Annotated in this window: 26 protein-coding genes, 1 tRNA gene and 1 riboswitch; of the genes, 13 read left to right on the forward strand and 14 right to left on the reverse strand. The window is 60.3% G+C overall.

Annotated elements, in window-relative coordinates; translation table 11 throughout:
- Positions 1-64: 64 nt before the first annotated feature.
- Positions 65-1,651, forward strand: coding sequence for a methionine--tRNA ligase (locus tag U9970_RS05225; RefSeq protein WP_407653083.1), 1,587 nt, complete (start codon positions 65-67; stop codon positions 1,649-1,651).
- The gene (gene lptC, locus U9970_RS05230) at positions 1,648-2,823 is read left to right on the forward strand and encodes an LPS export ABC transporter periplasmic protein LptC (protein ID WP_322765616.1); all 1,176 of its coding nucleotides are present in this window, start codon (positions 1,648-1,650) and stop codon (positions 2,821-2,823) included. The genes U9970_RS05225 and lptC overlap by 4 nt, the downstream gene beginning before the upstream one ends.
- On the opposite strand, the gene U9970_RS05235 is transcribed toward lptC, so the two are convergent.
- A complete protein-coding gene (locus U9970_RS05235) occupies positions 2,726-3,424 on the reverse strand; it encodes a cofactor assembly of complex C subunit B (RefSeq protein WP_322765617.1) in 699 nt (232 codons plus the stop codon). The two genes, lptC and U9970_RS05235, sit on opposite strands and share 98 nt — an antisense overlap.
- Positions 3,425-3,576: 152 nt before the next feature.
- Here U9970_RS05235 and psb32 point away from each other — a divergent pair, with 152 nt between their 5' ends.
- The 6 genes from psb32 (at position 3,577) to U9970_RS05265 (ending at position 7,629) form a co-directional block, all read left to right on the forward strand.
- Entirely contained in the window at positions 3,577-4,188 is a 612-nt protein-coding gene (psb32, locus tag U9970_RS05240; protein ID WP_322765618.1) for a photosystem II repair protein Psb32, read from the forward strand.
- Between the two features lie 4 nt (positions 4,189-4,192).
- A complete protein-coding gene (pxcA, locus tag U9970_RS05245; RefSeq protein ID WP_322765619.1) occupies positions 4,193-5,338 on the forward strand; it encodes a proton extrusion protein PcxA in 1,146 nt (381 codons plus the stop codon).
- A gap of 22 nt (positions 5,339-5,360) precedes the next feature.
- Positions 5,361-5,888: a bifunctional adenosylcobinamide kinase/adenosylcobinamide-phosphate guanylyltransferase gene (gene cobU / locus U9970_RS05250; protein WP_322765620.1), complete on the forward strand. Its 528-nt coding sequence runs from the start codon at positions 5,361-5,363 to the stop codon at positions 5,886-5,888.
- Positions 5,889-5,890: 2 nt separating this feature from the next.
- Positions 5,891-6,376 carry a tRNA (cytidine(34)-2'-O)-methyltransferase gene (locus U9970_RS05255; RefSeq protein WP_322766034.1) on the forward strand — a complete coding sequence of 162 codons (486 nt, stop codon included), beginning with the start codon at positions 5,891-5,893 and terminating at the stop codon, positions 6,374-6,376.
- A gap of 142 nt (positions 6,377-6,518) precedes the next feature.
- Positions 6,519-7,541, forward strand: a complete 1,023-nt coding sequence (locus U9970_RS05260; RefSeq protein ID WP_322765621.1) for a peptidoglycan DD-metalloendopeptidase family protein — start codon at positions 6,519-6,521, stop codon at positions 7,539-7,541.
- 14 nt (positions 7,542-7,555) lie between these two features.
- Positions 7,556-7,629, forward strand: a tRNA-Met gene (locus U9970_RS05265).
- Between the two features lie 53 nt (positions 7,630-7,682).
- On the opposite strand, the gene U9970_RS05270 is transcribed toward U9970_RS05265, so the two are convergent.
- Positions 7,683-8,039 carry a hypothetical protein gene (locus tag U9970_RS05270; protein ID WP_322765622.1) on the reverse strand — a complete coding sequence of 119 codons (357 nt, stop codon included), beginning with the start codon at positions 8,037-8,039 and terminating at the stop codon, positions 7,683-7,685.
- A 145-nt stretch (positions 8,040-8,184) separates the two neighbouring features.
- Here U9970_RS05270 and U9970_RS05275 point away from each other — a divergent pair, with 145 nt between their 5' ends.
- Entirely contained in the window at positions 8,185-8,775 is a 591-nt protein-coding gene (locus U9970_RS05275) for a peroxiredoxin (protein ID WP_322765623.1), read from the forward strand.
- A gap of 101 nt (positions 8,776-8,876) precedes the next feature.
- Here U9970_RS05275 and purQ read toward each other — a convergent pair whose 3' ends face one another.
- Together purQ and purS are read right to left on the reverse strand one after the other, a co-directional pair.
- A complete protein-coding gene (gene purQ, locus U9970_RS05280) occupies positions 8,877-9,530 on the reverse strand; it encodes a phosphoribosylformylglycinamidine synthase subunit PurQ (protein WP_322765624.1) in 654 nt (217 codons plus the stop codon).
- Positions 9,527-9,799: a phosphoribosylformylglycinamidine synthase subunit PurS gene (purS, locus tag U9970_RS05285; protein ID WP_322765625.1), complete on the reverse strand. Its 273-nt coding sequence runs from the start codon at positions 9,797-9,799 to the stop codon at positions 9,527-9,529. The genes purQ and purS overlap by 4 nt, the downstream gene beginning before the upstream one ends.
- 94 nt (positions 9,800-9,893) lie before the next feature.
- Here purS and U9970_RS05290 point away from each other — a divergent pair, with 94 nt between their 5' ends.
- Positions 9,894-10,247, forward strand: coding sequence for a hypothetical protein (locus U9970_RS05290; protein WP_322765626.1), 354 nt, complete (start codon positions 9,894-9,896; stop codon positions 10,245-10,247).
- 4 nt (positions 10,248-10,251) lie between these two features.
- On the opposite strand, the gene cobW is transcribed toward U9970_RS05290, so the two are convergent.
- The 3 genes from cobW to U9970_RS05305 form a co-directional block, all read right to left on the reverse strand.
- On the reverse strand, positions 10,252-11,334 hold the full coding sequence (gene cobW / locus U9970_RS05295; protein ID WP_322765627.1) for a cobalamin biosynthesis protein CobW: 1,083 nt from the start codon (positions 11,332-11,334) through the stop codon (positions 10,252-10,254).
- A gap of 1 nt (position 11,335) precedes the next feature.
- Positions 11,336-11,965, reverse strand: a complete 630-nt coding sequence (locus U9970_RS05300; RefSeq protein ID WP_322765628.1) for a HupE/UreJ family protein — start codon at positions 11,963-11,965, stop codon at positions 11,336-11,338.
- Between the two features lie 15 nt (positions 11,966-11,980).
- Positions 11,981-12,160: riboswitch (cobalamin riboswitch) on the reverse strand.
- A gap of 12 nt (positions 12,161-12,172) precedes the next feature.
- Positions 12,173-12,697, reverse strand: coding sequence for a pentapeptide repeat-containing protein (locus U9970_RS05305; RefSeq protein WP_322765629.1), 525 nt, complete (start codon positions 12,695-12,697; stop codon positions 12,173-12,175).
- Between the two features lie 30 nt (positions 12,698-12,727).
- Here U9970_RS05305 and U9970_RS05310 point away from each other — a divergent pair, with 30 nt between their 5' ends.
- Genes U9970_RS05310 through ilvD form a run of 3 tightly spaced genes read left to right on the forward strand, consistent with a single transcriptional unit; the run spans position 12,728 to position 15,417 of the window.
- Positions 12,728-13,393, forward strand: coding sequence for a uracil phosphoribosyltransferase (locus U9970_RS05310; RefSeq protein ID WP_322765630.1), 666 nt, complete (start codon positions 12,728-12,730; stop codon positions 13,391-13,393).
- Positions 13,394-13,418: 25 nt separating this feature from the next.
- Entirely contained in the window at positions 13,419-13,691 is a 273-nt protein-coding gene (locus U9970_RS05315) for a hypothetical protein (protein WP_322765631.1), read from the forward strand.
- A 55-nt stretch (positions 13,692-13,746) separates the two neighbouring features.
- Positions 13,747-15,417: a dihydroxy-acid dehydratase gene (ilvD, locus tag U9970_RS05320; protein ID WP_322765632.1), complete on the forward strand. Its 1,671-nt coding sequence runs from the start codon at positions 13,747-13,749 to the stop codon at positions 15,415-15,417.
- A gap of 18 nt (positions 15,418-15,435) precedes the next feature.
- On the opposite strand, the gene U9970_RS05325 is transcribed toward ilvD, so the two are convergent.
- From U9970_RS05325 to glpX, 7 genes are all read right to left on the reverse strand, one after another.
- Positions 15,436-15,822: a hypothetical protein gene (locus tag U9970_RS05325; protein ID WP_322765633.1), complete on the reverse strand. Its 387-nt coding sequence runs from the start codon at positions 15,820-15,822 to the stop codon at positions 15,436-15,438.
- Entirely contained in the window at positions 15,809-16,291 is a 483-nt protein-coding gene (locus U9970_RS05330) for a CIA30 family protein (protein ID WP_322766035.1), read from the reverse strand. The genes U9970_RS05325 and U9970_RS05330 overlap by 14 nt, the downstream gene beginning before the upstream one ends.
- Positions 16,292-16,347: 56 nt before the next feature.
- Complete coding sequence (gene pgl / locus U9970_RS05335) at positions 16,348-17,088, reverse strand: 6-phosphogluconolactonase (RefSeq protein WP_322765634.1); 741 nt, start codon at positions 17,086-17,088, stop codon at positions 16,348-16,350.
- Between the two features lie 4 nt (positions 17,089-17,092).
- Positions 17,093-18,511, reverse strand: a complete 1,419-nt coding sequence (gene gndA / locus U9970_RS05340) for an NADP-dependent phosphogluconate dehydrogenase (protein ID WP_322765635.1) — start codon at positions 18,509-18,511, stop codon at positions 17,093-17,095.
- Between the two features lie 130 nt (positions 18,512-18,641).
- Positions 18,642-19,937: a glucose-1-phosphate adenylyltransferase gene (locus U9970_RS05345; protein ID WP_322765636.1), complete on the reverse strand. Its 1,296-nt coding sequence runs from the start codon at positions 19,935-19,937 to the stop codon at positions 18,642-18,644.
- Between the two features lie 114 nt (positions 19,938-20,051).
- Positions 20,052-21,362, reverse strand: coding sequence for a glutamyl-tRNA reductase (locus tag U9970_RS05350; RefSeq protein ID WP_322765637.1), 1,311 nt, complete (start codon positions 21,360-21,362; stop codon positions 20,052-20,054).
- A 35-nt stretch (positions 21,363-21,397) separates the two neighbouring features.
- A complete protein-coding gene (glpX, locus tag U9970_RS05355; protein WP_106501811.1) occupies positions 21,398-22,402 on the reverse strand; it encodes a class II fructose-bisphosphatase in 1,005 nt (334 codons plus the stop codon).
- Between the last annotated feature and the right edge of the window lie 123 nt (positions 22,403-22,525).

The following is a 22,525-nucleotide window of genomic DNA, read 5'->3' on the forward strand; positions in this document are numbered from 1 at the left end:
TGATCTGAGCTGGCGTGCTCGTAGTCAGTCTTTCTGTCCGTCGCCGCTCCGTAGGATCAAAAGGATGACTTACACGCTCACCACCCCCCTCTATTACGTCAACGACCGCGCCCATCTCGGCAGTGCTTACACAACGCTTGCCTGCGATGCGTTGGCACGCCACCAGCGGCTGAGGGGGGAGTCGGTGCTGTTCATCACCGGCTGCGATGAACACGGCCAGAAGATCCAGCGCACGGCCGAAGCGGCTGGACTCAGTCCGCAGGCCCATTGCGATCTAATCAGCGAGGGATATCGCGATCTTTGGAACCGCTGGCAAATCAGCAACGACCGCTTCATCCGCACCACCGACCCCCGCCACCGCCAATTGGTGGCTCAATTTTTTGACCGCGTGCAGGCCAACGGCGACGTGGTGGAGGGGCGTCAGCAGGGCTGGTATTGCGTTGCTTGCGAGGAATTCAAAGACGACGCACCGGGCAGTGAGGATCCCGAATGCCCCATCCATCGCAAGCCCCTGGAGTGGCGCGATGAGGTCAATTTGTTTTTCCGCCTTTCCCGCTATCAGGCCCAGATCGAGGCCTTGATCCGTCAGCCGGGCTTCATTGCCCCCGCCAGCAGGCAGAAGGAGGTCGAAAACTTCGTGGCCCAGGGGCTGCGCGATTTTTCAATCTCCCGGATCGACCTGCCATGGGGCATTCCGGTGCCCGGCCATGAAGGCCATACCTTTTATGTGTGGTTTGACGCCCTGCTCGGCTATCTCACTGCCCTGCTCGACCCGGCGGAGCCAGTTGTGCTGGAGCAGGTGCTGGAGCGGGGCTGGCCGGCCCAGCTCCACGTGATTGGCAAGGACATCCTGCGCTTCCACGCGGTTTATTGGCCGGCGATGCTGCTGTCTGCGGGGTTGCCCCTGCCAGAGCGCGTATTTGGCCACGGCTTCTTGACCCGCGAAGGCCAGAAGATGGGCAAGTCCCTTGGCAATGTGCTCGATCCTGAGGTGCTACTGGAGCGCTGTGGCCGCGATGCGGTGCGCTGGTACTTGCTGCGCGACATTCCCTTCGGCGAGGACGGTGATTTCCAGCAGCAGCGCTTCACGGATCTGGTCAACAACGACTTGGCAAATACGATCGGCAACCTGCTGAATCGCACCTCGTCGATGGCACGGCGCTGGTTTGAAGATGCCGTGCCCCCGGCCGGAGCCGCCGCCCAAGCTGATCACCCCCTGGCCGTAGCTGCCCTCGCGGCCGGCGATAGCGTCAATACGGCCTTAACCGACCTGGACTTCCGTCGCGCCGCTGAAGCGGCCCTGCAGCTAGCAATCGCTGCAAACGGCTACCTCAACGACCAGGCCCCCTGGAAGCAAATGAAGCTCGAGGGTCAGGAGAGTTTGGTGGCAGCGGATCTTTATGCCGTGCTCGAGGCCACCCGCTGGGTCGCGGTGCTGCTGGCTCCGCTCCTGCCTGAGCTTTCTGATCGGATGCTGGTCCAGCTCGGTCAGGAACCATTTGTTAGCGGTCCGCTGGCTCCTGCCTGCGTCCCTAGCAGCCAAGTTTCTCCTTGGCTGCTAGCCCAGCAATGGGGTCAGCTAGAGCCCGGACTCGCCCTGATTGAGCCGCAGCCGGTGATGTTGCGACTTGAGCTCGACTCACCTCTGTGACCAAGACCGCCAGGCTGCAACGGTGCCCCCTGCTGGCCCTGAGCCTGGCTGCGGTGGCAAGCCTGCCCGTGCTGCTGGTTGGATGCCGCACCCAGGTGTCTAAGGAGGAGCCGGCCCAACCTTTTGTCTTCCGCTCCCTCAACCTGCGCCAGAAGGATTCCAGCGGAAGGCCCCTGTGGGAATTGACCAGCCCGGAGGTCCGCTACGACCTCGGTCGCCGTGTGGCCCAAGCCCGCGACCTGCGCGGCACCATCTATGCCAAGGGCCAACCCCTGTATCTAATAACGGCCAGCAGTGGCACGGTCATTAACGACGGCGAGCTGGTGCAGTTGGAGGGCCCGACCCGGCTGGAGCGACTTGGGCCCAAGCCCCTTGTTGTGACCTCTACTCGTGTGCGTTGGTATCCCAAGCAGGAGCGCATGGAATTGGACCGCAGTCCACGCGCCTCCCAGGGGGAGTTGCTTGTGTCCGCTCAGCGGGCCCGCTTCTGGATCAAGCAGGACAAGTTGGAGTTGCGGGGTCTGCCCCTGTTGGAGCGTTCAGGGGCGGTCGGCTTGAAGCTGGCGCTGAGTTCTGCAGATTGGTTCCCAACGACTGGCCAACTGATCGGTCGAGGGCCAGTTCGGGGCGAACGGCGTCTCGCAACTAGTGGAGTTCAAACACTTTCGGCGCCTTCCCTCAGCGGTAATTCCCTGCTTCAGCAGATCGACCTACAGGCGCCGGTGCAGGTGCTGGATCCTGGCCGCAAGGGCCGTCTTGATGCCAGCCATACCCGCCTCGACCTGGCTCGGGAGCGCATTAGCAGTCCCCATCCCTTCACCGCTGTGCTGGATCAGTCCCGGCTTAGCGGCACTGGCTTTGAAGCGATTGGCCCTAGTCACACCTTGGTGGTGCCCCTTAATTGCCGCCTAACCCAACCGACCGACTCCCTCGTCGCCAATCGCTGCAGCTGGAATTGGCAGACAAACCAGATTGAGGCCCTTGGTGCTGTCGAGCTGCGCCGCAAGGCTCTTGCCCAGGTCACCCGCTCTAAGCGTCTTCAGGGCGTGCTGACTAAGCAGGGGATGGCTGTATTCAGCAGTCCGGGGGCACGGGTGGAAACTCGGGTGACTTTGCCTCCCCGGGCCCGATCAGGTCCTGATTCTCGCAAGCCGGCTCCATTCGCTCTTTAAGGCGCTGGGACCAACCCTCGAGCCAGGTCAAATCGCTGCGGCTAAAGCAGCGCGGCGACCAGCCGGCAAGCACTACCAAGCCCCTTGAGTCAATCGGCTGAACCACTACGGCTGGCACCCCTGGCAGCAGGCTCTCAAATTCAGCACGGCCTGGATAGAGGTTCAGATCTACAAGGGAGATGGCGGCCCCTTTTTCTTGGGCTCGCTGGCAGATTGCTCCTGGTTCAAAGGGCACCTGCGCCAGCAGGCCGCGGCGCAGCAGACATTTGTTTTGCCACAGCACCACCACTGCTGCCGCTGGGGTGGCGGTGAGCAACATCTGGCTACCCCAGCCCAATTCTTCTGCCAACTCTTCAGGTAGCCCCTCTGCGAGCTCCACTCCCTGCACCCCTTCGAGGGCAACTCGGGCAGCCGCTTCGGGCAAGGCCCGGGTCCAGAGCACACCCACCAACATCAGAGCCACAGCCAGGAAGCTGGCCAATACGGCGGCTCGCTCGAGGGCGGGATCGATGCTGGCCGCGGTTGTTTGATTCATTACCACCAGGGCCAGGGAAGCCACCCCAGACAGAAAACAGACCCTTGCGGGTGTGAAGGGAGCCATGGGGGTTAAGCAGGAGGCGACAGCTGGGCCCGCAGGCGGCAAACTAGATCCATGTTGGGCCTGATCCGTTGCCCCCTTCCCTGCGTGTGACCAGTCGGTTTCCCTTATTGGGCGTTGCGGCTGCCCTGTTTATGGGCTTAGCAACCATTTGGATGCCTGCCCCGGCACAGGCAATTGCCGCCAGTGGTCTACCTGCCACCGCTCCCCAGGAACGCATTCTTGACACCGCAGATGTGCTGAGCCGAGCAGCCATCGGCGAGCTCAGCAAAACCCTCGAAAGTTTTTCAGCAGAGCGCGTGGATGCCCACTTGATCACCGTCAACCGCCTTGACTACGGGCTGAGCCTTTCCCAGCTCGGCAATTCAGTGTTGGAGCGGTGGTCAGAGGCTGGGGGCGAGCCCAACCAGGTGCTTTTTTTAATTGACAGCCAGACGAACACTGCGGCAGTGGTGACCTCTCCCGGCCTGGTGACCCAGCTTGATGCCAGCCTGCTACGCAGCACGGCCAGAACCACCATGGCTCAGCCGATCCGCGATGGCGGTCGCTATCGCCAGGGCAGCCTCGATGCCATGACTCGCCTGCTCAGCGTGCTGCAGGGAGGAGAGGATCCTGGCGAACCAATCACCGCCGAGATTGTCAGCCAGCCTACGAACATCCCCACGAAGGAAGAAACGCAGTCAAGCAATGCTTTCACTTGGATTGTGGTGCTTCTAACGGTAGGCACGATTGTGCCCATGCTCACTTGGTGGGTCTTCTCGCGCTGATCCGATGGCACTAACCAACTGGATGGGGGCATTTGGGCGCGCCCAGGCCCTGGACCTCAGCAACGATCTTGAGCGTGGTTATGAATCCGCCCTGCTCATCCAGAGCATTGAGCTAGAGCACTACAACGACCGGCCCGTACGCCCGGAATTGGACCTGCGTATTCCCAGGTCGGCCCAGGCCCAATTACTGCGCCGCTTTCGAGCCGCGCTAGAAGTCTGCCGCCAGTCGGTACAAACCCTGCAGACCCACCGAGGCGAGCTGGCAGGCCAGGAAATTCGCCAGTTTCAGCTTATTGAGTCCGTGGTTGCCCGCTACGCGGCTAGCAGGGATCCTCTGCCTGCCATCAGTCGCTCCCCGGAGGTGCTGCCCCGCAGCCTGATCGGCGTGGTTGATCAGGTGCGCCGCCAGCTCGACCCCGAGGCGGAAGCGAATGTGGTGGCTGGCTTTCGCCGGCGCAGAGACTCCACCTTGGTGTCTTTGCGCATCCTGCTACTGCTGATTTTGGTGCCGGTGCTGGTGCAGCAGATCAGCCGCACCTACGTGGTGTCGCCCCTTGTTGATCGCTTTGCTCCAGACAACGCCTTTCTTACCTATCCCAAGCCAAAGCTTGAGGAGAAGGCCGTTGAGAAGCTGCGACTTTTCCAGGCGGAAATTGAATTTGATGCTCTCTTGAATGGCAATCCCCTGCCAAGCCGAGATCAGCTGCAGATGCAGCTGGCCAGCAAGGCTCAGTCGCTCAAGGATGAAGCTGATCTAGAAAGCACCCACGCTATTAAAAACGTGCTTGCCGATCTTGGTGGTCTGGTCGGTTTTGTGTGCGTTTGCTTGTTTGGTCGCCGTGATCTTCAGGTGCTGCGCGGTTTTCTAGATGAGCTGGTTTATGGACTGAGTGATAGCGCCAAGGCCTTCGGAATTATCTTATTTACTGATATTTTTGTTGGCTTTCACAGCCCGGAGGGCTGGACAGTGCTGCTGGATGGGGTGGCTCACCACCTCGGCCTGCCTGCCCAGGAGAATTTCATAATGTTATTTATCGCCACCTTCCCAGTGGTTTTGGCAACCGTTTTCAAGTATTGGATTTTCCGCTATCTCAACCGTGTTTCACCTTCTTCTGTGGCCACGCTCCACAACATGAATGGTGGTGGTTGATTTTTCCCAGCCATGCACTCTCGTGCTTGGCCCAACTCGCAGTGGCAAGAGCCGCTGGGCCGAGCACCTCGCCCAGCAGTCAGGACTGCCGGTCACCTACCTGGCCACCGGACCTCGGCCAAGCGCTGACGATGCAGCCTGGTTGGCAAGGGTTGAGGCCCACGCAGCTAGACGCCCACCGAACTGGAGCGTCTTGGAAGTTGACAGCGCCTTAGCCAGCTCCCTCGACGGTCTTCGCTCCCCTGGCTTTGCCCTGGTCGATTCCCTCGGCACCTGGGTCGCTGCTGGCCTCGAGCTCGATCCGTCTGCCTGGCAGCAACGCTGTACAGCCCTTGTACAAAGCTTGAGCACCTGCGAGGTGCCCGTGCTGCTCGTCAGTGAGCAAACCGGCTGGGGGGTAGTGCCTGCCACCGCGATTGGCGGTTTGTTTCGCGATCGGCTTGGCTCCTTGGAGCAGCAGCTTGCCCCCTTCTGCGCTGCTATCTGGCTTGTGGTTGCGGGCCGCGCGCTCAATCTGAGCAACCTGGGTTTTGCCGTACCTTCTGTTTGATCGTGCCCCAGATCGTCTTATTTCAGCCCCAGATTCCACCCAACACAGGCAGCATTGCCCGCACCTGCGCGGCCACCGGCACGCAGCTGCACCTGGTGGAGCCCCTGGGATTCCAAATCGATGATCGCCAGCTCAAGCGGGCTGGCCTCGACTATTGGCCCCTGGTGTCCTTGCTGCGCCATACCGACTGGTCAGCGTTTGCTGATCACCGTGTCCGCTGCGGCGGTCGCCTGGTCGCCCTTAGTAGCCATGCAAGCCAGCTCTACACCAGTTGGCAATTTGAACCCGATGACTGGCTGCTGTTTGGCCGCGAAACCGACGGACTGCCAAAGGATGTGCTTGCTTCAGCCGATATTGCGCTGACGATCCCAATGTCGGGTGCCCAGCGGCCCCAGCAGCCCGGAGTGCGTAGCCTCAACCTCTCCGTATCGGTTGGAGTGGTGTTGTTTGAGGCGCTGCGACAACAGAATTTGCTGACATCGGCTTGATCCCCTGAGGTCACAGGGATCTGGGCAGCCAACAGCCCTTGTTGTCACAAGGGACACTTGTGGTGGGGAGTTCAGTCCGCTACTGTCTGGCCGGCTTAGGAATATCGGCTTTTCCACAGGTTTGTCCGACTGAAAGAACTGCATGAAGCCTTTGCAAACAACTCTGCGATTCCTGATTCCTTGCGCCATTGCCCTGCCGGCAGTGGTTGCAGCTCTTGACCCCGCCGATATCGAGCAGGCTTCCGTTGATACCCTGATTGCCGCCCTACCTGCCCCCAGCGTCGACAAAATTTGGGTCAAGGTGCGCCAGCCCATCAGTGTTGAAGAGTTATCCAGCAGCCTTAAGCTCGATGAAGAGCGCTTGGCCAAGCTCAACGACGTAAACGAAGACCACCATTTCCGTCAGGGTGACTGGCTTGTTGTTCCTAGCCAGCAATCCAGACAGATCAAGCAGCTGGCAGCGATCGACACCAGCGAGCTACGCCGCACCCCTCCCCTCCATTCCCTGCCGCCTGTGGAGGAGCGCGCCATCGTCCGCTTTGGCGACACGGTCGTAAAGATTGCTCAGCGCTACGGATTAACCCTGCAAGAGCTGCTACGTCTTAATCCGGGTCTCGAAACAGCCCGGCTTGTGGTGGGCAGTCAGGTTCGGCTTGCTCAGGCCTCCTCGGGCAGCACCCGCATGGTGCTGGGGCTTAAGCCATCCACTAGCGGCGGTATCAGCTGGCCTGAACTGCCTGGTTTTGATGAGCTCAATAAGCCCTTTGATGGCCCCAGCTCAGCCCAGGGCTGGATGTGGCCCACCAAGGGGGTTTTTACTTCCGGATATGGATGGCGTTGGGGTCGCATGCACAAGGGCATCGACGTGGCCAACAACGTGGGGACGCCGATCGTGGCGGCCAAGGCTGGTCGCGTGGTCTTCTCTGGCTGGCACGACGGTGGTTACGGCTATTTGGTGACCCTGGCCCATGCCGATGGCAGCCGGTCCCTATATGCCCACAACAGCCGTCTGATGGTCCGGGTAGGACAAGAAGTTGAACAGGGAGCTTTGATCTCCCATATGGGCAGTACGGGCCGTAGCACCGGCCCCCATCTCCACTTCGAAGTACATCCCCCAAGTTCCGGAGCTGCCAACCCCCTCCAGTTCCTGCCACCTAGGGCCTGATAAACTCAACCAGCGGCTCGGTAGCTCAGCTGGTTAGAGCGTGGGATTCATAACCCCAAGGTCGGGAGTTCAAGTCTCCCCCGAGCCATTTTTTGACGGGGCCTTGATTTGGCCCTTTTTTATTTTCTATCTGTCTCCTGATTAGCGCAATTCGACTGTGTTGAGCCTTTCTCGGAATGAAGCCACATCGGCGTGATCTCTTGCAACGCTGCCCATCAGCTCAAGCGGATCTGGATCAAGCCTTAGTTGTTGAAAATCCGGCGAGGCAGAGGAGGCGCCAGCAGTTGAGCCAGTACCACCGCGTCGTCCACGGCCATATCCCTGGTACCGACCCTCAATTGCCCGAATCAAGGACTTGCTGCGGTTGACCTCGCCAATGCTCTGTCCTTCCTTGGGTCGTACCAAGGGGTTGCCCTTCAGTTCAGAGCGCAGCTGGCTAAGCAGGCGGAAATGCCCTGTCGTGTTGTATTTGCGCAGCACACTCGGATCCCAGGCCATCCCCTTCACTCCCATAGACATCACTCGGCTCAGCCTATGGCCCCGACAGCCTGGACCATGTGATAAATTGTGAAGAGCAACTGGTAGTCGATCCGACTTTGGACTGAAGTCCCCAGTGCGCCTAGTCCTCACTTACTTAACCAGCATGTCCCGGCTAGTTGGCCTGCAGGCTCCAGATTTCACCGCCACCGCAGTGGTGGATCAGGAATTCAAGGAGATCAGCCTCTCCCAGTACCGCGGCAAGTACGTGGTGCTTTTCTTCTACCCCCTCGACTTCACCTTCGTCTGCCCAACGGAGATCATCGCCTTCTCCGAGCGCTACAACGACTTCTCCAGCCGCAACTGCGAAGTGCTGGGTGTTTCAGTTGATAGTCAGTTCAGCCACCTCGCCTGGGTTCAGACGGATCGCAAAAACGGTGGTATTGGCGATATCGCTTATCCCCTCCTTGCTGACCTCAAGAAGGACATCGCCCGCTCCTATGAAGTCCTCGATGAGGAAGCAGGTGTGGCCCTGCGTGGTCTGTTCATCATTGATCCTGATGGCGTGATCATGCAAAGCACAATCAACAATCTGCCCGTGGGCCGCAGCGTGGACGAGACCTTGCGTCTGCTACAGGCTTTCCAGCACATCCGCAACAACCCAGACGAAGTCTGCCCAGCCAACTGGAACCCAGGCGATAAGACCATGAATCCCGACCCCGTTAAGAGCAAGGAGTTTTTCGCAGCCGTTAACTGATTGCTACTAGGGCCGGAATTGTTAGACCCTCAGGGATCAAAGCGGGGGCCGATGGCCCCCTTTTTTTGCGACCGTTTACTAATCGTCGAGTTCGCCCGGCTTCACTTGCGCAGGCTGGCAAGCAGCCTTAATCCATCCAGCCCACCTGTGAGCGGGTCGCAGGCCCGTTCCGGATGGGGCATCAGACCCAGCACATTGCCGCCTGGGTTGGTTAGGCCCGCCACATCACCAACCGAGCCGTTCGGATTGCTTGCGTAGCGCAACACCACCTGACCATTTGCTTCGAGCTCAGCCAATTGGGCGCGCTCGCACTGGTATCGCCCCTCCCCATGGGCGATCGGCAGCACGATCGCTTCTGCCTCGCTGTACTCCCTCAACCAGCGACAGTTGCCTGGATTAACGCTTAGCGGGGTTGGTTCACAGAGAAAGTGCAGCCGAGCATTGCGGGTGAGTGCTCCGGGCAATAGCCCCATCTCGGTGAGCACCTGAAAGCCATTGCAGATACCCAACACCGCACCGCCTGCTTCAGCAAAAACCCTTACCGACTCCAATACGGGCGCAAACCTGGCAATTGCACCGCAGCGCAAATAGTCGCCATAGCTGAAGCCGCCTGGGATTACCACCGCGTCTAGGCCGCTGAGATCGCGCTCCTCATGCCAAAGGAAGCGGCTCGGCAGACCGACGCAGCCCTCTAAGGCCCAGCGCACATCCCGGTCACAATTTGAGCCTGGAAACACCACGATGCCAATGGTCATTGCTGCTGCTCCCCGGCCATTTCAAGCAGCTCTAGCTGCCAATTTTCGATCACAGGATTGGCAAACAAGCGATCACTGAGCAATTCCAGCTGGGCTTGGGCGGTGGTTTGGTCCGGTGCCTCCAGTTCCAGCTCTATTGCCTTGCCGATGCGCAGGCTGCGGACGCCTTCGACGCCGAGTCGGGCCGCTGCAGACCTGGTGGCCTCGCCAGCTGGATCAAGCACCGAGGGCCGAAGTGAAACCTGAACGCGAGCGCGGAAGAGTGGCACCAGAGGAGCGGGAGGTTTGTTAAATCTTGGCAGCCCGGTGGCCCGCTGCCGTCAGTTTTGGTCAGCTTGAAAGCAGCCCCCTGGCGTTTCGGCCGTGGTTTGGCGCTTCACCCCAGTTTCTATTGGCTTCTTGCCAGCCTGCACGGCTCTGCTGGCAGGCTTGATAGCCCTTTGGGTGCCAGCTGCGCTGGCCCAGCAGCTGCAGTGCCGTCTGGCTGATGGCCCTTGGCAGCCCTGCACGATGCTCGTGGAAGCCCCGGCAGGAGAGCTGCCTATGCGGTGGACTATTGAGCTCGGCCAGCGCCGAATTGACTTCCGTCACGACGGCAGTGGCACGGTGCAGATGCTTGATTCAGCAGGCTGGATTGCGGTTGAGACCAGCTGGATTGCTGGGCCTGCGCTCTGCTGGAACGGGATATGTACCCAAGGGGATATCCCCTTGGATTGATCAGCTAGTTAGCAACCGCAAGCTCAGCGCTCAGGGCCTGGTTTAGGCAGGATTCGATCCCTGGTTGATCCAGTTGGAAGCCAAGTAACACCAGCTCCAGGCCCGGGGCCTGCTGGGCGGCCGAAGTCTGCCCAGCTCCTGGTTCAAACCAGCACTCCAGCCGCGGTCCAACAGCCTGGATCTGAAGCGGCCGGTTTTTACCTGAAAGCCAAAGACGCCCTTTGAGCCGGATCAGGGCGCTATCGCTCACCAGGTGCAGCAGTTGTTGCTCAAGGGCAACCCGGCAGAAATCGCCATGCAGCTCGAGGGCAAGCGACTCAATGGCGACATGGCTGTGGTCGTGATGGTCATGCTCGTGATCGTCATGGTCGTGGCCTGGGATGGTCGGCTGCCGGCGCTCAAGGCCCAGCAGAAGCTCGGGGGAGACCACACCCCTGCCCATCGACAACAGCACAGCTCCTGGCTGCAGCTGGGGGGCAAGGCCCTTATGCACCAAATCAATCTCGCTTGCAGATAGGCAATCGGCCCGACTGATCAAAACCAGATCGGCAGCCTCCAGCTGCTCGGCAAACAATTCATCGATAGCCGAAGCGTGATCCAGGCTTGGATCAGCAAGCCGCTGGGCTTCGAGAGCGGCTGGATTTGCCACCACACTGCCTGCTGCAAGGGCTTGGCCATCAACAACTGCCACCACGCCGTTGAGGCGAATGCGGGTGCGGATTTGGGGCCAATTCAGGGCTGCAATCAGTGGTTCCGGTAGCGCCAGGCCACTGGTTTCCACCACGATCCCATCCAGGCTGTCTGCACGCTCAAGCAGCTTCTCCATAGTTGGCAAGAAGTCGTCTTGGACCGTGCAGCAGAGGCAGCCATTTGCCAGCTCCACCAGGCGGGTATCGAGCTCATCTTCAGGGCAGAAACCACAGCTGCGGAGCAGGTCCCCGTCGATACCAACCTCGCCGAATTCATTGACCAGAACAGCCAGACGTTGACCGCTGTTCAGCAGCAGATGGCGCAGCAAGGTTGTTTTGCCCGCACCGAGAAAACCTGTCACCACGGTGACAGGCAGCCTTCCAGTTTGTTTTGTCATCTCAGGCTGCCAAGCCGGCCAGGGCCCAGGTGCCGCCAAGGGCCATTAGGGCGAAACCAAGCCAGCGCAGCTGGGTTGAAGAAAGACGTGCCGCCAAGGGTCGCAGCGCAATTAGTGCCACCGCAAGCAGGGCTGCCTGGGAAAGGAATAAGCCCGTGCCGTAAGCCACTACGGGCATGGCGCTCCAGCCAAATACGGGGCCACTCAGTACGTAGCCGTGTACTGCCATGGCGGGAAGCAGCAGCAGGGGCGGCAAGCGCCGCAGCAACACCAGTGCCTCAACAATGAGGGTGCAGGCCACCAAGGATTCAGAGCTTGGCATCCCCGGCCACAGCAGGCCAGCGCCACTGCCGAGTAAGCCAACAGCAAGTAGTCCGAGACTCCAACCAAGCCGCTGCTGCAACCCCACCAGGGAAAGTGCCAGTAGGAAAAGCAGATGATCCGGTCCCAGCACTGGGTGAGCAAGACCACTCAGCAAGCCATTGAACATGCTGGGCTGCAGCTGGCTGATATCGGCAAAATGATGGGCCTGGACTGGGTTGAGGACGCCAATAGCAATTGATGCCAGTCCGGCAAGCAACAACCAGCCCCCCAGGGCTTGGCCTTGGGGTGGTGTTTTGATCAAATTCATGGGCCGGTCCGCGCCGTAGGAAGAACAAAACCGGCGGGCGTTCTGACTTGGCAGTGGATCGCAAGCAAGCCCCAAAGTTGGAGCAGATTCGCGGGCCAGAGCCTTCACAGCTGCGGGACAGTGCCGGATTTTCACCGACCTTTCCCCCTTACCTCCAGTGGCTGATCCCCACTGGAACCGGAAATTAGATGCTATCGGCACGTGGCCCTATCGGCACGCCAGGCTGTCTTTAGTGGCGACTCCGGTGCTCGGATTAACACCGGCAGCTCGTTTGCAGAGTGCTTTCTGCTCAGGCAGATCGAGCACTGCATCACTGAAATCAGCTCCCTCAATGGTTGCCCCTTTGAAGTGGCTCTGCATCAACATGGCGTTTCGCAGCACAGCACCACTGAGGTCAGTGTCCTCAAAGTGACTGGCGAAGGCCACTGCGTCCTCCAGGTTGGCGTCCTTGAGGTTGGCGCCCCGTAGGTCGCTGCTGTTGAAAACAGCTCCGCGCAAATCGGTTCCGCTCAGATCGAAGCCAGCCAGGGTTGCCTTCAAAAACTCCTGCTGTTGAAGGTTGCGGCCGTGCATGTCGGGTTGGAGGTCTTGTAGCGACCGCTGGCTGCGCAGCTCAGGGGCGGTGATCGCAGCGGCCGGTGAGACCCCCAGGCACCAGGTCAGCACCAGGGCCAGTGCCGCTAGCAGCCAGCCACCAGACCAATTCGCTCGGCTTTCAGATCTCGAGCTCATGGGCGCGCACTTACGGTGAATGATCAAGTTATGGCAACCATGGTGATGGCTTTGCGGGTGGTGGTTCCCCCCCACCCTCTGATTGGCCACTGGCTTGGCGTTCTGCGCGATCGACACACGCCTGGCTCGCTCTACGCCTCCGCCACTGCTGAGCTAGGTCGCTGGCTCACCTATGAGGCTGTGCGCGATTGGCTGCCCCACAGGCGCATCCAGCTGGAATCACCTCTTGCTGCGGCGGAGGCAGACGTGGTGGATCCGGCGGTCCCCCTGCTGGCCCTGCCCCTGCTAACAGCTGGGCTTGGCCTTTGGCAGGGCGGCCAAACGGTGCTTCCTTCTGCCCAGGTGCTGCACCTACAGGAAAGCCTGGGTGTGATATCTCCTCCAGTCGGGCCAATCCCACCCCGCTGCGGAGTTTTGCTGTTTTTAGCGGAACTCGGAGACGGTGAGTCCCTGCTCCAACTGCTCGATGACCTTTCAGCCCTAGGTGTGAGCGGTGATCGCTTGCGAGTGATTACCTCGCTGGCCTCTGGGCCAGGACTCAAGGCTGTCGGTGAGCGGCACGGCAACCTCACTATCTACGCCGCTGGCATCGATCCGGATTTGAACGAAGCCGGTGCGATCGTGCCTGGTATCGGCGATGTGAGGCAGAGGTTGTTCGGTGGCACGGTGCTGGATGAAATGCCCACCAATACCTAGGCTCCCTACAGAAAGGTCTTGATTTATGGGCAATCACAACGGCGGCACCCCAGCTAGTGGCAGTTCCAGCCTCAGTGTGTTGGCTGGTGCTGTTATTGGTGCTGCTGGCCTTGCCTGGTGGCTGCTCGCTGAGGCAGAGCGCCGACGGCACCAAGGCCGGCCTGCCCGCACCGCTGGAATTGCAGCCTCGCCGGCGGTTGCCGCAACGGACCGGGACCTTCACGACCGGGTCCATGAGCTCAACCAGGCGATCGACGACGTGCGCCGTCAACTGGAGAGCATGACCATCCAGGGTTAGGGCTTCGGCGCCCATCAGCCCGGTGGGTAGGTTTCTTCAATCACAACCCATCACCATGCTCCGCTCCGCCGCGATCACGCAAGGCATTCAGCGCTCTCCCAACCGCGCCATGTTGCGGGCAGTTGGCTTTGGCGATGGCGATTTCAATAAGCCGATCATTGGCGTTGCCAATGGCTACAGCACAATTACACCTTGCAACCTGGGCTTAAACGAGCTGGCCCAGCGCGCCGAGACGGCCCTTCAAACAGCCGGCGCCATGCCCCAGATGTTTGGCACTATCACGGTGAGCGATGGCATATCAATGGGCACGGAGGGAATGAAGTATTCCCTGGTGAGCCGCGAGGTGATTGCCGATTCGATTGAAACTGCCTGCAATGCTCAAAGCATGGATGGCTTGCTGGCCATTGGCGGTTGTGACAAAAATATGCCTGGAGCCATGTTGGCCATGGCACGCATGAATATTCCCTCCATTTTTGTTTATGGTGGCACGATTAAGCCTGGCAAACTTGGCGCCTGTGATCTCACAGTAGTAAGCGCTTTTGAGGCGGTTGGTCAATACAGCGGCGGTCGTATTGATGAGCAGGAACTCACTGCAATTGAAAAGAATGCTTGCCCTGGTGCCGGTAGTTGCGGCGGCATGTTCACCGCTAACACCATGAGTGCCGCCTTTGAGGTGATGGGCTTAAGCCTGCCCTACAGCTCCACCATGGCTGCTGAGGACCCTGAGAAAGCAGAGAGTGCTGCCCGCAGCGCAGAGGTTTTGGTTGATGCACTGAAGGCAAACATCTTGCCTAGTGACCTACTCACCCGAGAGGCTTTCGAAAATGCCATCAGCGTGATCATGGCGGTGGGTGGCTCTACCAATTCCGTGTTGCATCTACTGGCCGTAGCCCGCACCGCTGGAGTACCCCTAAGCATCGATGACTTTGAGACGATCCGCCAGCGGGTGCCGGTGATCTGCGATCTAAAACCAAGCGGTCGCTACGTGACCGTCGACCTTCATCAGGCTGGGGGCATTCCCCAGGTAATGAAGTTGCTGCTCGATGCGGACTTACTGCATGGCGACTGCCGCACCATCGAGGGAAAAACCCTGGCTGAATTGTTGGCGTCCGTTCCTTCTCAGCCACCCTCTGGACAGGATGTGATCCGTCCGCTTAGCAACCCCCTATATCCAAAAGGGCACCTGGCGATTCTCAAGGGCAACTTGGCTGAAGAGGGTGCGGTGGCCAAGATCAGTGGGGTTAAAAACCCCGTCATCACCGGCCCAGCAAGGGTTTTTGAAAGTGAGGAATCCTGCCTGGCCGCAATCCTTGATAAGCAGATCAACCCCGGTGATGTGGTGGTAGTGCGCAATGAGGGGCCGGTTGGTGGCCCTGGCATGAGGGAGATGCTCAGTCCCACGGCGGCAATCGTGGGGCAGGGCATGCTCGATTCGGTGGCCCTGATCACCGATGGCCGCTTTTCAGGAGGCTCCTTTGGTCTGGTGGTTGGTCACGTTGCACCAGAGGCTGCCGTTGGCGGCACCATCGGTCTGGTTGAGGAAGGGGACAGCATCACGGTCGATGCCATCGAACTGCTGATTCAGCTCAATGTGCCAGATGCGGAAATCGCTCGGCGACGATCTGCCTGGGTCAAGCCTGAGCCCCGCTATCGCACCGGGGTACTTGGCAAATACGCCCGCCTGGTTGGCAGCAGCAGCCGGGGCGCGGTGACCGATGAGATCTGATACCTGAGAAGCAAGACCTCAGTCCAGCGGAACTAAGAGGGCCCTGAGTCTTCGTGCCAATGCCTCCAGGGGGGCACCATCAACTGGTCGCTCGCAGCGGAGCCCTGACTCCGGCTCCATCCACACCGGATGGCTTCCCTGCCAAAGCAGGGGGCGTTGAGGGTCGTGGCACCAGGCCAGGGTGAGGTTGAGGTCTTTCCCACTGCGATAGATCTCAATCTCGAGATCGGCGTCGGGATAGCGCTCCCCATCGGCCTGTCTTACCTCCAGTCGCAAGTTGCAATCGTCGCAGCGCTGAGAGTCATCGAGGGGCAGCACGGCATGACGCAATGGCTTACGGCAGAGATCGGCGGCGGCTGCCACGAGCTGTTGCAGGTTGCTATTAACTAGCTCAGGGGTAGCCACGTACAGAGCGAAGTTGTAAGTGGATCGGACCGGCGCGGAAGCCAGCATTTAGGCCGCCATCATCGGCGAAGCGTGAATGTAAAAGCTGCAACCTAGTGATCCGACTTGGGTCAAATTTCAAGGGCAGCCCCACCGGTTTAGCGCGCACCGAGGCTCTTAGATCGGCGAAGGGAATCCTCACGAGGCTGGGCCCCTCAGGCTCGGTAGCGAATTCGATCACCCAGCGCAGGCCCCCCGGGATCAAGTTGGTGAGTCCGGCCAGACCGTCAGCGCAGGCAACCGCCAACTTGAAGCGTCTGCCAGCACCAAGCAGCTCAAGTTCGAGCCCCTCACAACTCGAAAGATCGAGAGGGGGAGAAAACAGAGGCGAGCGGCAACTGATGAAGCCGCCTCCTTCCTCAACGAGCGTGCCTTCAAACTCAAGCCCTGTTGAGGCGATCCGGCAGTTGCCCTGGCTGCGCCCACCCATCACGGTGTCGTTTAGGGCATGCCAGCCAATGAAGCCGTCGCCGCTGGCGATGGGAATCACTGGCCAACCCCAGCTGCTGCTGCTTGGTCAGCAAATATCAGCACCTCACTGGCAGGCTGAACAAGCTTGGCTGGGGTGCGCAGGGGCGATTCCTCGGGGTCGAGTAAGCGTTGCAGCGCCTGCACCTTGCCGGGGCCACTCACCAGGAAGACCACCCGTCGCGCCGATGAAAGGGTGGGGGCCGTAAGGCTGACCCGGGGCAGACCCTTGCCCTCCCCCAGGGTTACGGAGCGGTCCCGCACCGCCGGTGCAGCGGTGCCGGGAAACAACGAGGCGGTGTGACCATCGTCGCCGAGGCCCAGCAGCACCACATCCAGCACCGGCGGGAAGTCGCCGCACAGCTGTTGCAGCAGCTCTGCGTAGGCTGCCGCTCCTTGTTCCGGGCTGGCCAGCTGGGTGGGAACCGCATGCAAGCAGGCCTTACTACCGGGGAGCTCCGCCATCAAGGTTTCCCTAAACATGCGCGCGTTACTGGAGGGGTCGTCGCTTGGCACCCAGCGCTCATCGCCGAGCAGTACATCGACCCGATCCCAGGGCAGGTGTTGCTGACCAAGGAGTCGATAGGTCGCCTTAGGTGTCTCTCCGCCGGCCAGTGCTACCTGGGCGCGGTCGCGCTGGGCCAACACCTGACCAAGCTCTGAGGCCAGGGCTTGGGCCGTCTGACGGGCGAGCTCAGCTGCCGACTCAGCCACCACCAGGCGGTAGCGAGTGGTGGAGCCTGGAGTGATTGGGGTCATTGGCTCAGTCCAGCCACTCGGTGTGGAAGTTGCCAGGCTTGTCGACCCGCTCATAGGTGTGGGAGCCAAAGCAGTCGCGCATGGCCTGCACCAGGTTTTGGGGTAGGCGGGCGCTGCGGTAGCTGTCGATGTAATCGAGGGTGCTGCTCAGGCAAGGCACGGGAATCCCCGCCAGGGCTGCGCCGGCAACCACCTGCCGTAGGCCCGGCAGACGCCTGTTGATCTGCTCGGCAAACCAGGGGTCGAGCATCAGGTTGGCCAGGCTGGGGTTGGTGCCATAGGCATCTTGGATTCGCTGTAGCAAGCGGGCCCGGATGATGCAGCCCCCTTTCCAGATCTGGCCGATGGCAGAAAAATTGAGGTTGTAATCGTGCAGTTTTGAGGCTTCCTGCAGCAGGGCCATGCCCTGGCCGTAGCTGACGATGCAGGCGGCAATGCAGGCATCGCGCAGGGGAGCCATGTCATCTGCCGCAGTGCCCAAGTTGAAGCTGTGGGCGGCAGGCTCTGGCAGTAGGGCGCCCGCCTCAAGTCGCTCGGAGCGCAGCGAGCTCAGCACCCGGGCATTGAGGGCGGCATAGATGGTCGGCACGGGTACACCCATCTCCAGGGCACTCACCACGGTCCAAAGACCAGTGCCCTTCTGACCAGCCGCATCCACGATCGCCTCCACCAGATCTGCACCGGTTTCGGGATCCTTGGTGCGCAGGCAGACCTCCGTGATTTCCACCAGGAATGAGGCCAACTCCTCGGTTTGATTCCAGCTGGCTAGGACGTCGGCCATCTGGTCACCGTTCAGTCCACCAAGACGCTTCATCAGGTCGTAGGCCTCAGCCAGGATCTGTTCAATGCCGTATTCGATGCCGTTGTGCACCGTTTTGACGAAGTGGCCAGCGCCACCGGGTCCGATGTAGGTGACACAGGGACCATCGTCGACCTGGGCTGCCATCTTGCGCACCAGCGGTTCGATGGCGTCGTAGGCCGCCTTGGTGCCACCGGGCATCATGCTGGGCCCTTCCAGGGCGCCTTTGGCGCCACCGGATACGCCCATGCCGATGTAGCCGAAGCTCTTGCTCTCCAGCTCGGCAACGCGCCGTTCCGTATCGGCGTAGAGAGAATTGCCGCCGTCAATCAGCAGGTCACCCTCCTCAAGGAAGGGGGAGATTGCCGCAATCGTGTCGTCAACGGGCTGGCCCGCCTTGACCATCATCAGGATGCGGCGTGGACGCTCCAAGGTCGCCACGAACTCCTCAAGGGTCCCGGCGCCAACGATGTCCTTGCCGGCGCCACGACCTGCCAGAAACTCATCGGTTTTGGCCTTGGTGCGATTGAACACAACGGAGGAGTAGCCGTTGCGCTCGGCATTGAGGACGAGGTTTTCCCCCATCACTCCCAAACCGATCAGGCCGAAATGCGCCTTGCCCATGACTGAATTTGAAGCTTTTGGCGACAGTGTGGCGAAGCGTGCTGGTCAGCCCAGGCATCCGTCACAACTTGGTGGCAAAGGTGTCAGCAACTCCTAGTTTTTGGCCTGACACCTTGGCAGCTTCCCCTGCTCAGATCACCGTGCCATCAGCGATGGTGCCATTTTTGACAACCACCACGATGCCGTTGCGGATGTAGAAATTGAGCTCCGGCCGGTCAGCTTCCTCGACGTGATCCTTGTTGACGATCGTGACGTTGTTTCCGATCCGCACGTTCTTGTCGAGGATGGCCCGTTTAACGGTGGTGCCCCTGCCTACACCCAGGGGGATGCCACCACGCTCCCGCAGTACTAGGCGCTCCTCGGAAGACTCGAAGTAGTCGGCTCCCATCACCAGAGTGTCCTGGAGTACCACCTCGTCTTCAACGCGGGAGCGCACACCCAGTACGCAGTGGTGAATGCTGCAGGCCTTGAGCAAGGACCCCTCACCGATGATCGAAGCGGTTACCTGGGCGTCCTGCAATTTGCTGGGGGGCAGATAGCGGGGCCTGGTGTAAATGGGGAACTTCTCGTCGTAGAAGGAGAAGGCCGGGTTGGGTTGATCGGTAAGCGCCAGGTTGGCTTCATAGAAGGCGCCGATAGTACCAATGTCCTCCCAGTAGTCGTCAAAGAGGAAGCTTTGGAGCCGGTCTCCGCGGGCTAGGGAGGCGGGGATGATCTCCTTGCCAAAGTCTGTTGAGGAGGGGTTGCTGCTCAGCAGGTCAAAGAGGGTATCGCGGCTGAATACATAGATGCCCATCGAGGCGAGGTAGGGGCGCTTTGCTGCCTCCTCCGCTGATAGGCCAAGGGCCTGGGTGTCGACTCGCATCGTCTCCAGCTCCGCACCCTTGGGCTTCTCGCGAAACTCCTGGATGCGCCCATCAGCGCTCGTGCGCATCAGGCCAAAGCCTTCTGCTTGAGCGGGGTCCACGGGCAAGGCACCCACGGTGAGCTGGGCGCCGGTGTCGATGTGGTGCTGAACAAAACGGCTGTAGTCCATCCGGTAGAGCTGGTCACCGGAAAGAATCAGGTAGTAGTCAACGTCCCATTCGTGGAAAAGCCACTGGTATTTCCGGACTGCATCTGCCGTGCCCTCAAACCAGCTTGGGCTTTCTGGGGTCTGCTGGGCTGCCAGTACCTCCACAAAGCCTTGGCCAAATCCAGCCGAAAGGTTGTAGCTCATCGTCAGGTGACGATTCAGCGACGCACTATTGAACTGGGTAAGTACATATATTTTGTTAATTTCCGAATTAATGCAATTGCTGATTGGAATATCAATTAGCCGATATTTACCTGCCAGTGGCACTGCTGGCTTGGCCCGCATTTTTGTCAAAGGGTAAAGGCGGGTACCAGCACCACCTCCCAGAATTATCGCCAGTACACGCTTCATAAATCCTGCTACCAGCGGGTCTCGGGGCTGACCGTACTTGAGCGTCCTGCTATTGGGCGAGCCTTTTGATCCCCTGCGGCACGAACTGTTGCACTGCCCAAGGCTGGGGCTGGTTCAAGGCTCTGGCGGACGCTCCTGCAGCTCAAACAGATCCTCCAGGACTCTCATGGCGCTGTGTCGCTGCTGGCGCGGTTGGGGGGCCCGCAGGTTGGTAACAGGGGTGTGCAGGATCTTGTTGATGATGCCCTTGCTTAGGGCTTCAACGACCTTGCGCTCACGGGCTGAAAGGTCTGGACCCATGCGGCTTAAGGCCTTCTGGAGCTCCTGCTCCCGGATGTCTTCCAGCTGGCGCCTTAGCCGGTTTACAACCGGCACTGCTTCAAGCCCGTCCCACCATTCCAGGAAGGCACGAGACTCCTCCTGAAGCAGCCCTTCGGCCTCAGCCGCCATTTCGCGCCGAGCCTCCTGGTTGCGATTTACCACCTCCTGCAGATCATCAACGTCGTAGGACTGGACGCCGGGCAGGCCAGCCGTATCGGCCGAAATGTTGCGGGGCACGCCGATGTCTACCAGCATCAGGCTGGAGCGGCGATTCAGGCCGCCGAGGCGCTCCGCTGTGATGATCGGTGTGTCAGCGGCGGTGCTGGTGAATACCAGCGAGCAGGTGCTGAGGCAATGGTCCAGATCGTCCAGGGGACGGCACTGAACGGGCAGGGCTGGGAAGTCGGCGGCCAGTAGTTCCGCCTTGCTAACTGTGCGGTTGAGCAGCACAAGCCCCTTACAGCCCTTGGCCTGAAGGTGCTGAAGAAGCAGACGGGCCATGCGCCCTGCTCCCACCACGGCCACCTGCTCCTGATCAAGGGTCACCAGCTCATCGAGCCCACGAGCTTGGCCCACCTTGAGTTGGGCCAGCTCTACGGCAGCTGAGCTAATCGAGACAGCGCCGGTACCGAGGTTCGTTTCTGTACGTACGCGCTTGCCGGTGCTAACCGCCTGGGTAAGCAGCCGATTGAGGATTGGCCCAACGGAGTGGTGCTCCTGGCCAAGCCTCACCATTTTTTTTACTTGAGAGAGGATTTGCCCCTCCCCAAGCACTAGGGAATCGAGGCCAGCTGAAACCCTCAGCAGGTGGCTGATCGCCTCCTCGTGGTGAAAGGTAAATAAATGAGGTGTGAGCTCCTCGACCGCCAAACCGGAGAGCTGGCTTAAGAAAGCTCCGACAGCGGAAATACCCTGCTCCGGATGGCGAAGCAGTGTATATATCTCCAGCCGATTGCAGGTGCTGAGGATGGATGCCTCCAGCACTTGGTCGTCGGCCCGCAGCTGCTGCAGCGAAGCCTCCATGGTTTGTTCCGGGATGCTGAGGCGCTCCCGGATCTCCACTGGAGCCGTGCGATGACTGAGGCCGACGACGGCAATGTGCATGGAGGCTGGCTGGGGTGCTCGGACTACGGCGGGCGTCAGCTCAGCGCGATGCTCTGGGCTCCATCCTTCATGTGAATGGTATTGGTAAAGCGAGCGGTGTTGTCCAGGTTGCTGATCACCAGGGAGCTGGTGCGGGTGCAGTCCTTCTCGAACTTGACGCCGTGGAACAGCAGGCCATCGGTGATGCCACTGCCAGCGAAGACCACGTTTTCACCGGAAGCAAGCTCCTCTGCTTCGTAGATCTTGTCGACGTCGGTGATCCCCATCTCGTTGAGACGGGCGATGTTGCCTTCCTTGGTGTAGTCGGCCCACTCAGAGGTCTGAGCCACGGCCGGGTCGTACACGAGCTGGCCCTGGAAGTGACCGCCAAGGGCGCGCATGGCTGCGGCGGAGATCACGCCTTCAGGGGCTGCGCCGATGCCCATCAGGCAATGGGTGCCAGTGCCTGCAAAACCGCAGGCGATGGCGGCCTGAACGTCGCCGTCCGAGATTGGTTGAATCCTGGCGCCAGTGGCCCGGATCTCGGCGATCAGGTCCTTGTGACGAGCGCGGTCCATCACGACGATGGTGAGTTCGCTGGCGGCAAGTCCAAGGCACTCGCTGAGGATTTTGATGTTCTCGGTGGCCGACTTACGGATGTCCACCTTGCCCTTGGCTGCCGGGGGCGCAGCCAGTTTCTTCATGTAGAAGTCGGGAGCGTTGAAAAGTCCACCGCGATCAGAAGCGGCGAGCACCGCCATGGAGCCGCGCTGGCTGTTGGCGCAAAGGTTGGTGCCTTCGCAGGGATCAACGGCGAAATCGACGCCGGGGCCGGTGCCACTGCCTACTTCTTCACCGATGTAGAGCATGGGAGCTTCATCGCGCTCGCCCTCACCGATGACGATGCGGCCCTGCATCTGGATGAGGCCCATGCGCGTGCGCATGGCCTCAACCGCTGCAGCATCAGCTTCATCTTTTTTGCCCAGGCCGGTCAGTTCGGCAGAGGCGATGGCAGCTTGCTCAACGACCTCGAGAATTTCCTGGATGAGGGTGCGATCCACGGTGATCCGGCAGGGGAATGGGCTTCAGTAATGGAGTAGGCCGGGCGGGACACGGGGTCAGAATCCTGCTGCTGCCAAGCCTTTCGAAGATGAAGCGGCCGCAACTGTATCAGTGCCCGTGGC

This window comes from Cyanobium usitatum str. Tous (assembly GCF_963920485.1).
GTDB classification, from domain to species: Bacteria; Cyanobacteriota; Cyanobacteriia; order PCC-6307; family Cyanobiaceae; genus Cyanobium_A; species Cyanobium_A usitatum_A.

Coding starts and splice junctions, on each gene's coding strand:
- U9970_RS05225 (WP_407653083.1), top strand. CDS start 65: ATGACTTACACGCTCACCACCCCCCTCTATTACGTCAACGACCGCGCC.
- U9970_RS05235 (WP_322765617.1), bottom strand. CDS start 3,424: ATGGCTCCCTTCACACCCGCAAGGGTCTGTTTTCTGTCTGGGGTGGCT.
- psb32 (WP_322765618.1), top strand. CDS start 3,577: ATGCCTGCCCCGGCACAGGCAATTGCCGCCAGTGGTCTACCTGCCACC.
- pxcA (WP_322765619.1), top strand. CDS start 4,193: ATGGCACTAACCAACTGGATGGGGGCATTTGGGCGCGCCCAGGCCCTG.
- U9970_RS05260 (WP_322765621.1), top strand. CDS start 6,519: ATGAAGCCTTTGCAAACAACTCTGCGATTCCTGATTCCTTGCGCCATT.
- U9970_RS05270 (WP_322765622.1), bottom strand. CDS start 8,039: ATGGCCTGGGATCCGAGTGTGCTGCGCAAATACAACACGACAGGGCAT.
- U9970_RS05275 (WP_322765623.1), top strand. CDS start 8,185: ATGTCCCGGCTAGTTGGCCTGCAGGCTCCAGATTTCACCGCCACCGCA.
- purQ (WP_322765624.1), bottom strand. CDS start 9,530: ATGACCATTGGCATCGTGGTGTTTCCAGGCTCAAATTGTGACCGGGAT.
- cobW (WP_322765627.1), bottom strand. CDS start 11,334: ATGACAAAACAAACTGGAAGGCTGCCTGTCACCGTGGTGACAGGTTTT.
- U9970_RS05300 (WP_322765628.1), bottom strand. CDS start 11,965: ATGAATTTGATCAAAACACCACCCCAAGGCCAAGCCCTGGGGGGCTGG.
- U9970_RS05305 (WP_322765629.1), bottom strand. CDS start 12,697: ATGAGCTCGAGATCTGAAAGCCGAGCGAATTGGTCTGGTGGCTGGCTG.
- U9970_RS05310 (WP_322765630.1), top strand. CDS start 12,728: ATGGCAACCATGGTGATGGCTTTGCGGGTGGTGGTTCCCCCCCACCCT.
- U9970_RS05315 (WP_322765631.1), top strand. CDS start 13,419: ATGGGCAATCACAACGGCGGCACCCCAGCTAGTGGCAGTTCCAGCCTC.
- ilvD (WP_322765632.1), top strand. CDS start 13,747: ATGCTCCGCTCCGCCGCGATCACGCAAGGCATTCAGCGCTCTCCCAAC.
- U9970_RS05330 (WP_322766035.1), bottom strand. CDS start 16,291: ATGGGTGGGCGCAGCCAGGGCAACTGCCGGATCGCCTCAACAGGGCTT.
- pgl (WP_322765634.1), bottom strand. CDS start 17,088: ATGACCCCAATCACTCCAGGCTCCACCACTCGCTACCGCCTGGTGGTG.
- gndA (WP_322765635.1), bottom strand. CDS start 18,511: ATGGGCAAGGCGCATTTCGGCCTGATCGGTTTGGGAGTGATGGGGGAA.
- U9970_RS05345 (WP_322765636.1), bottom strand. CDS start 19,937: ATGAAGCGTGTACTGGCGATAATTCTGGGAGGTGGTGCTGGTACCCGC.
- U9970_RS05350 (WP_322765637.1), bottom strand. CDS start 21,362: ATGCACATTGCCGTCGTCGGCCTCAGTCATCGCACGGCTCCAGTGGAG.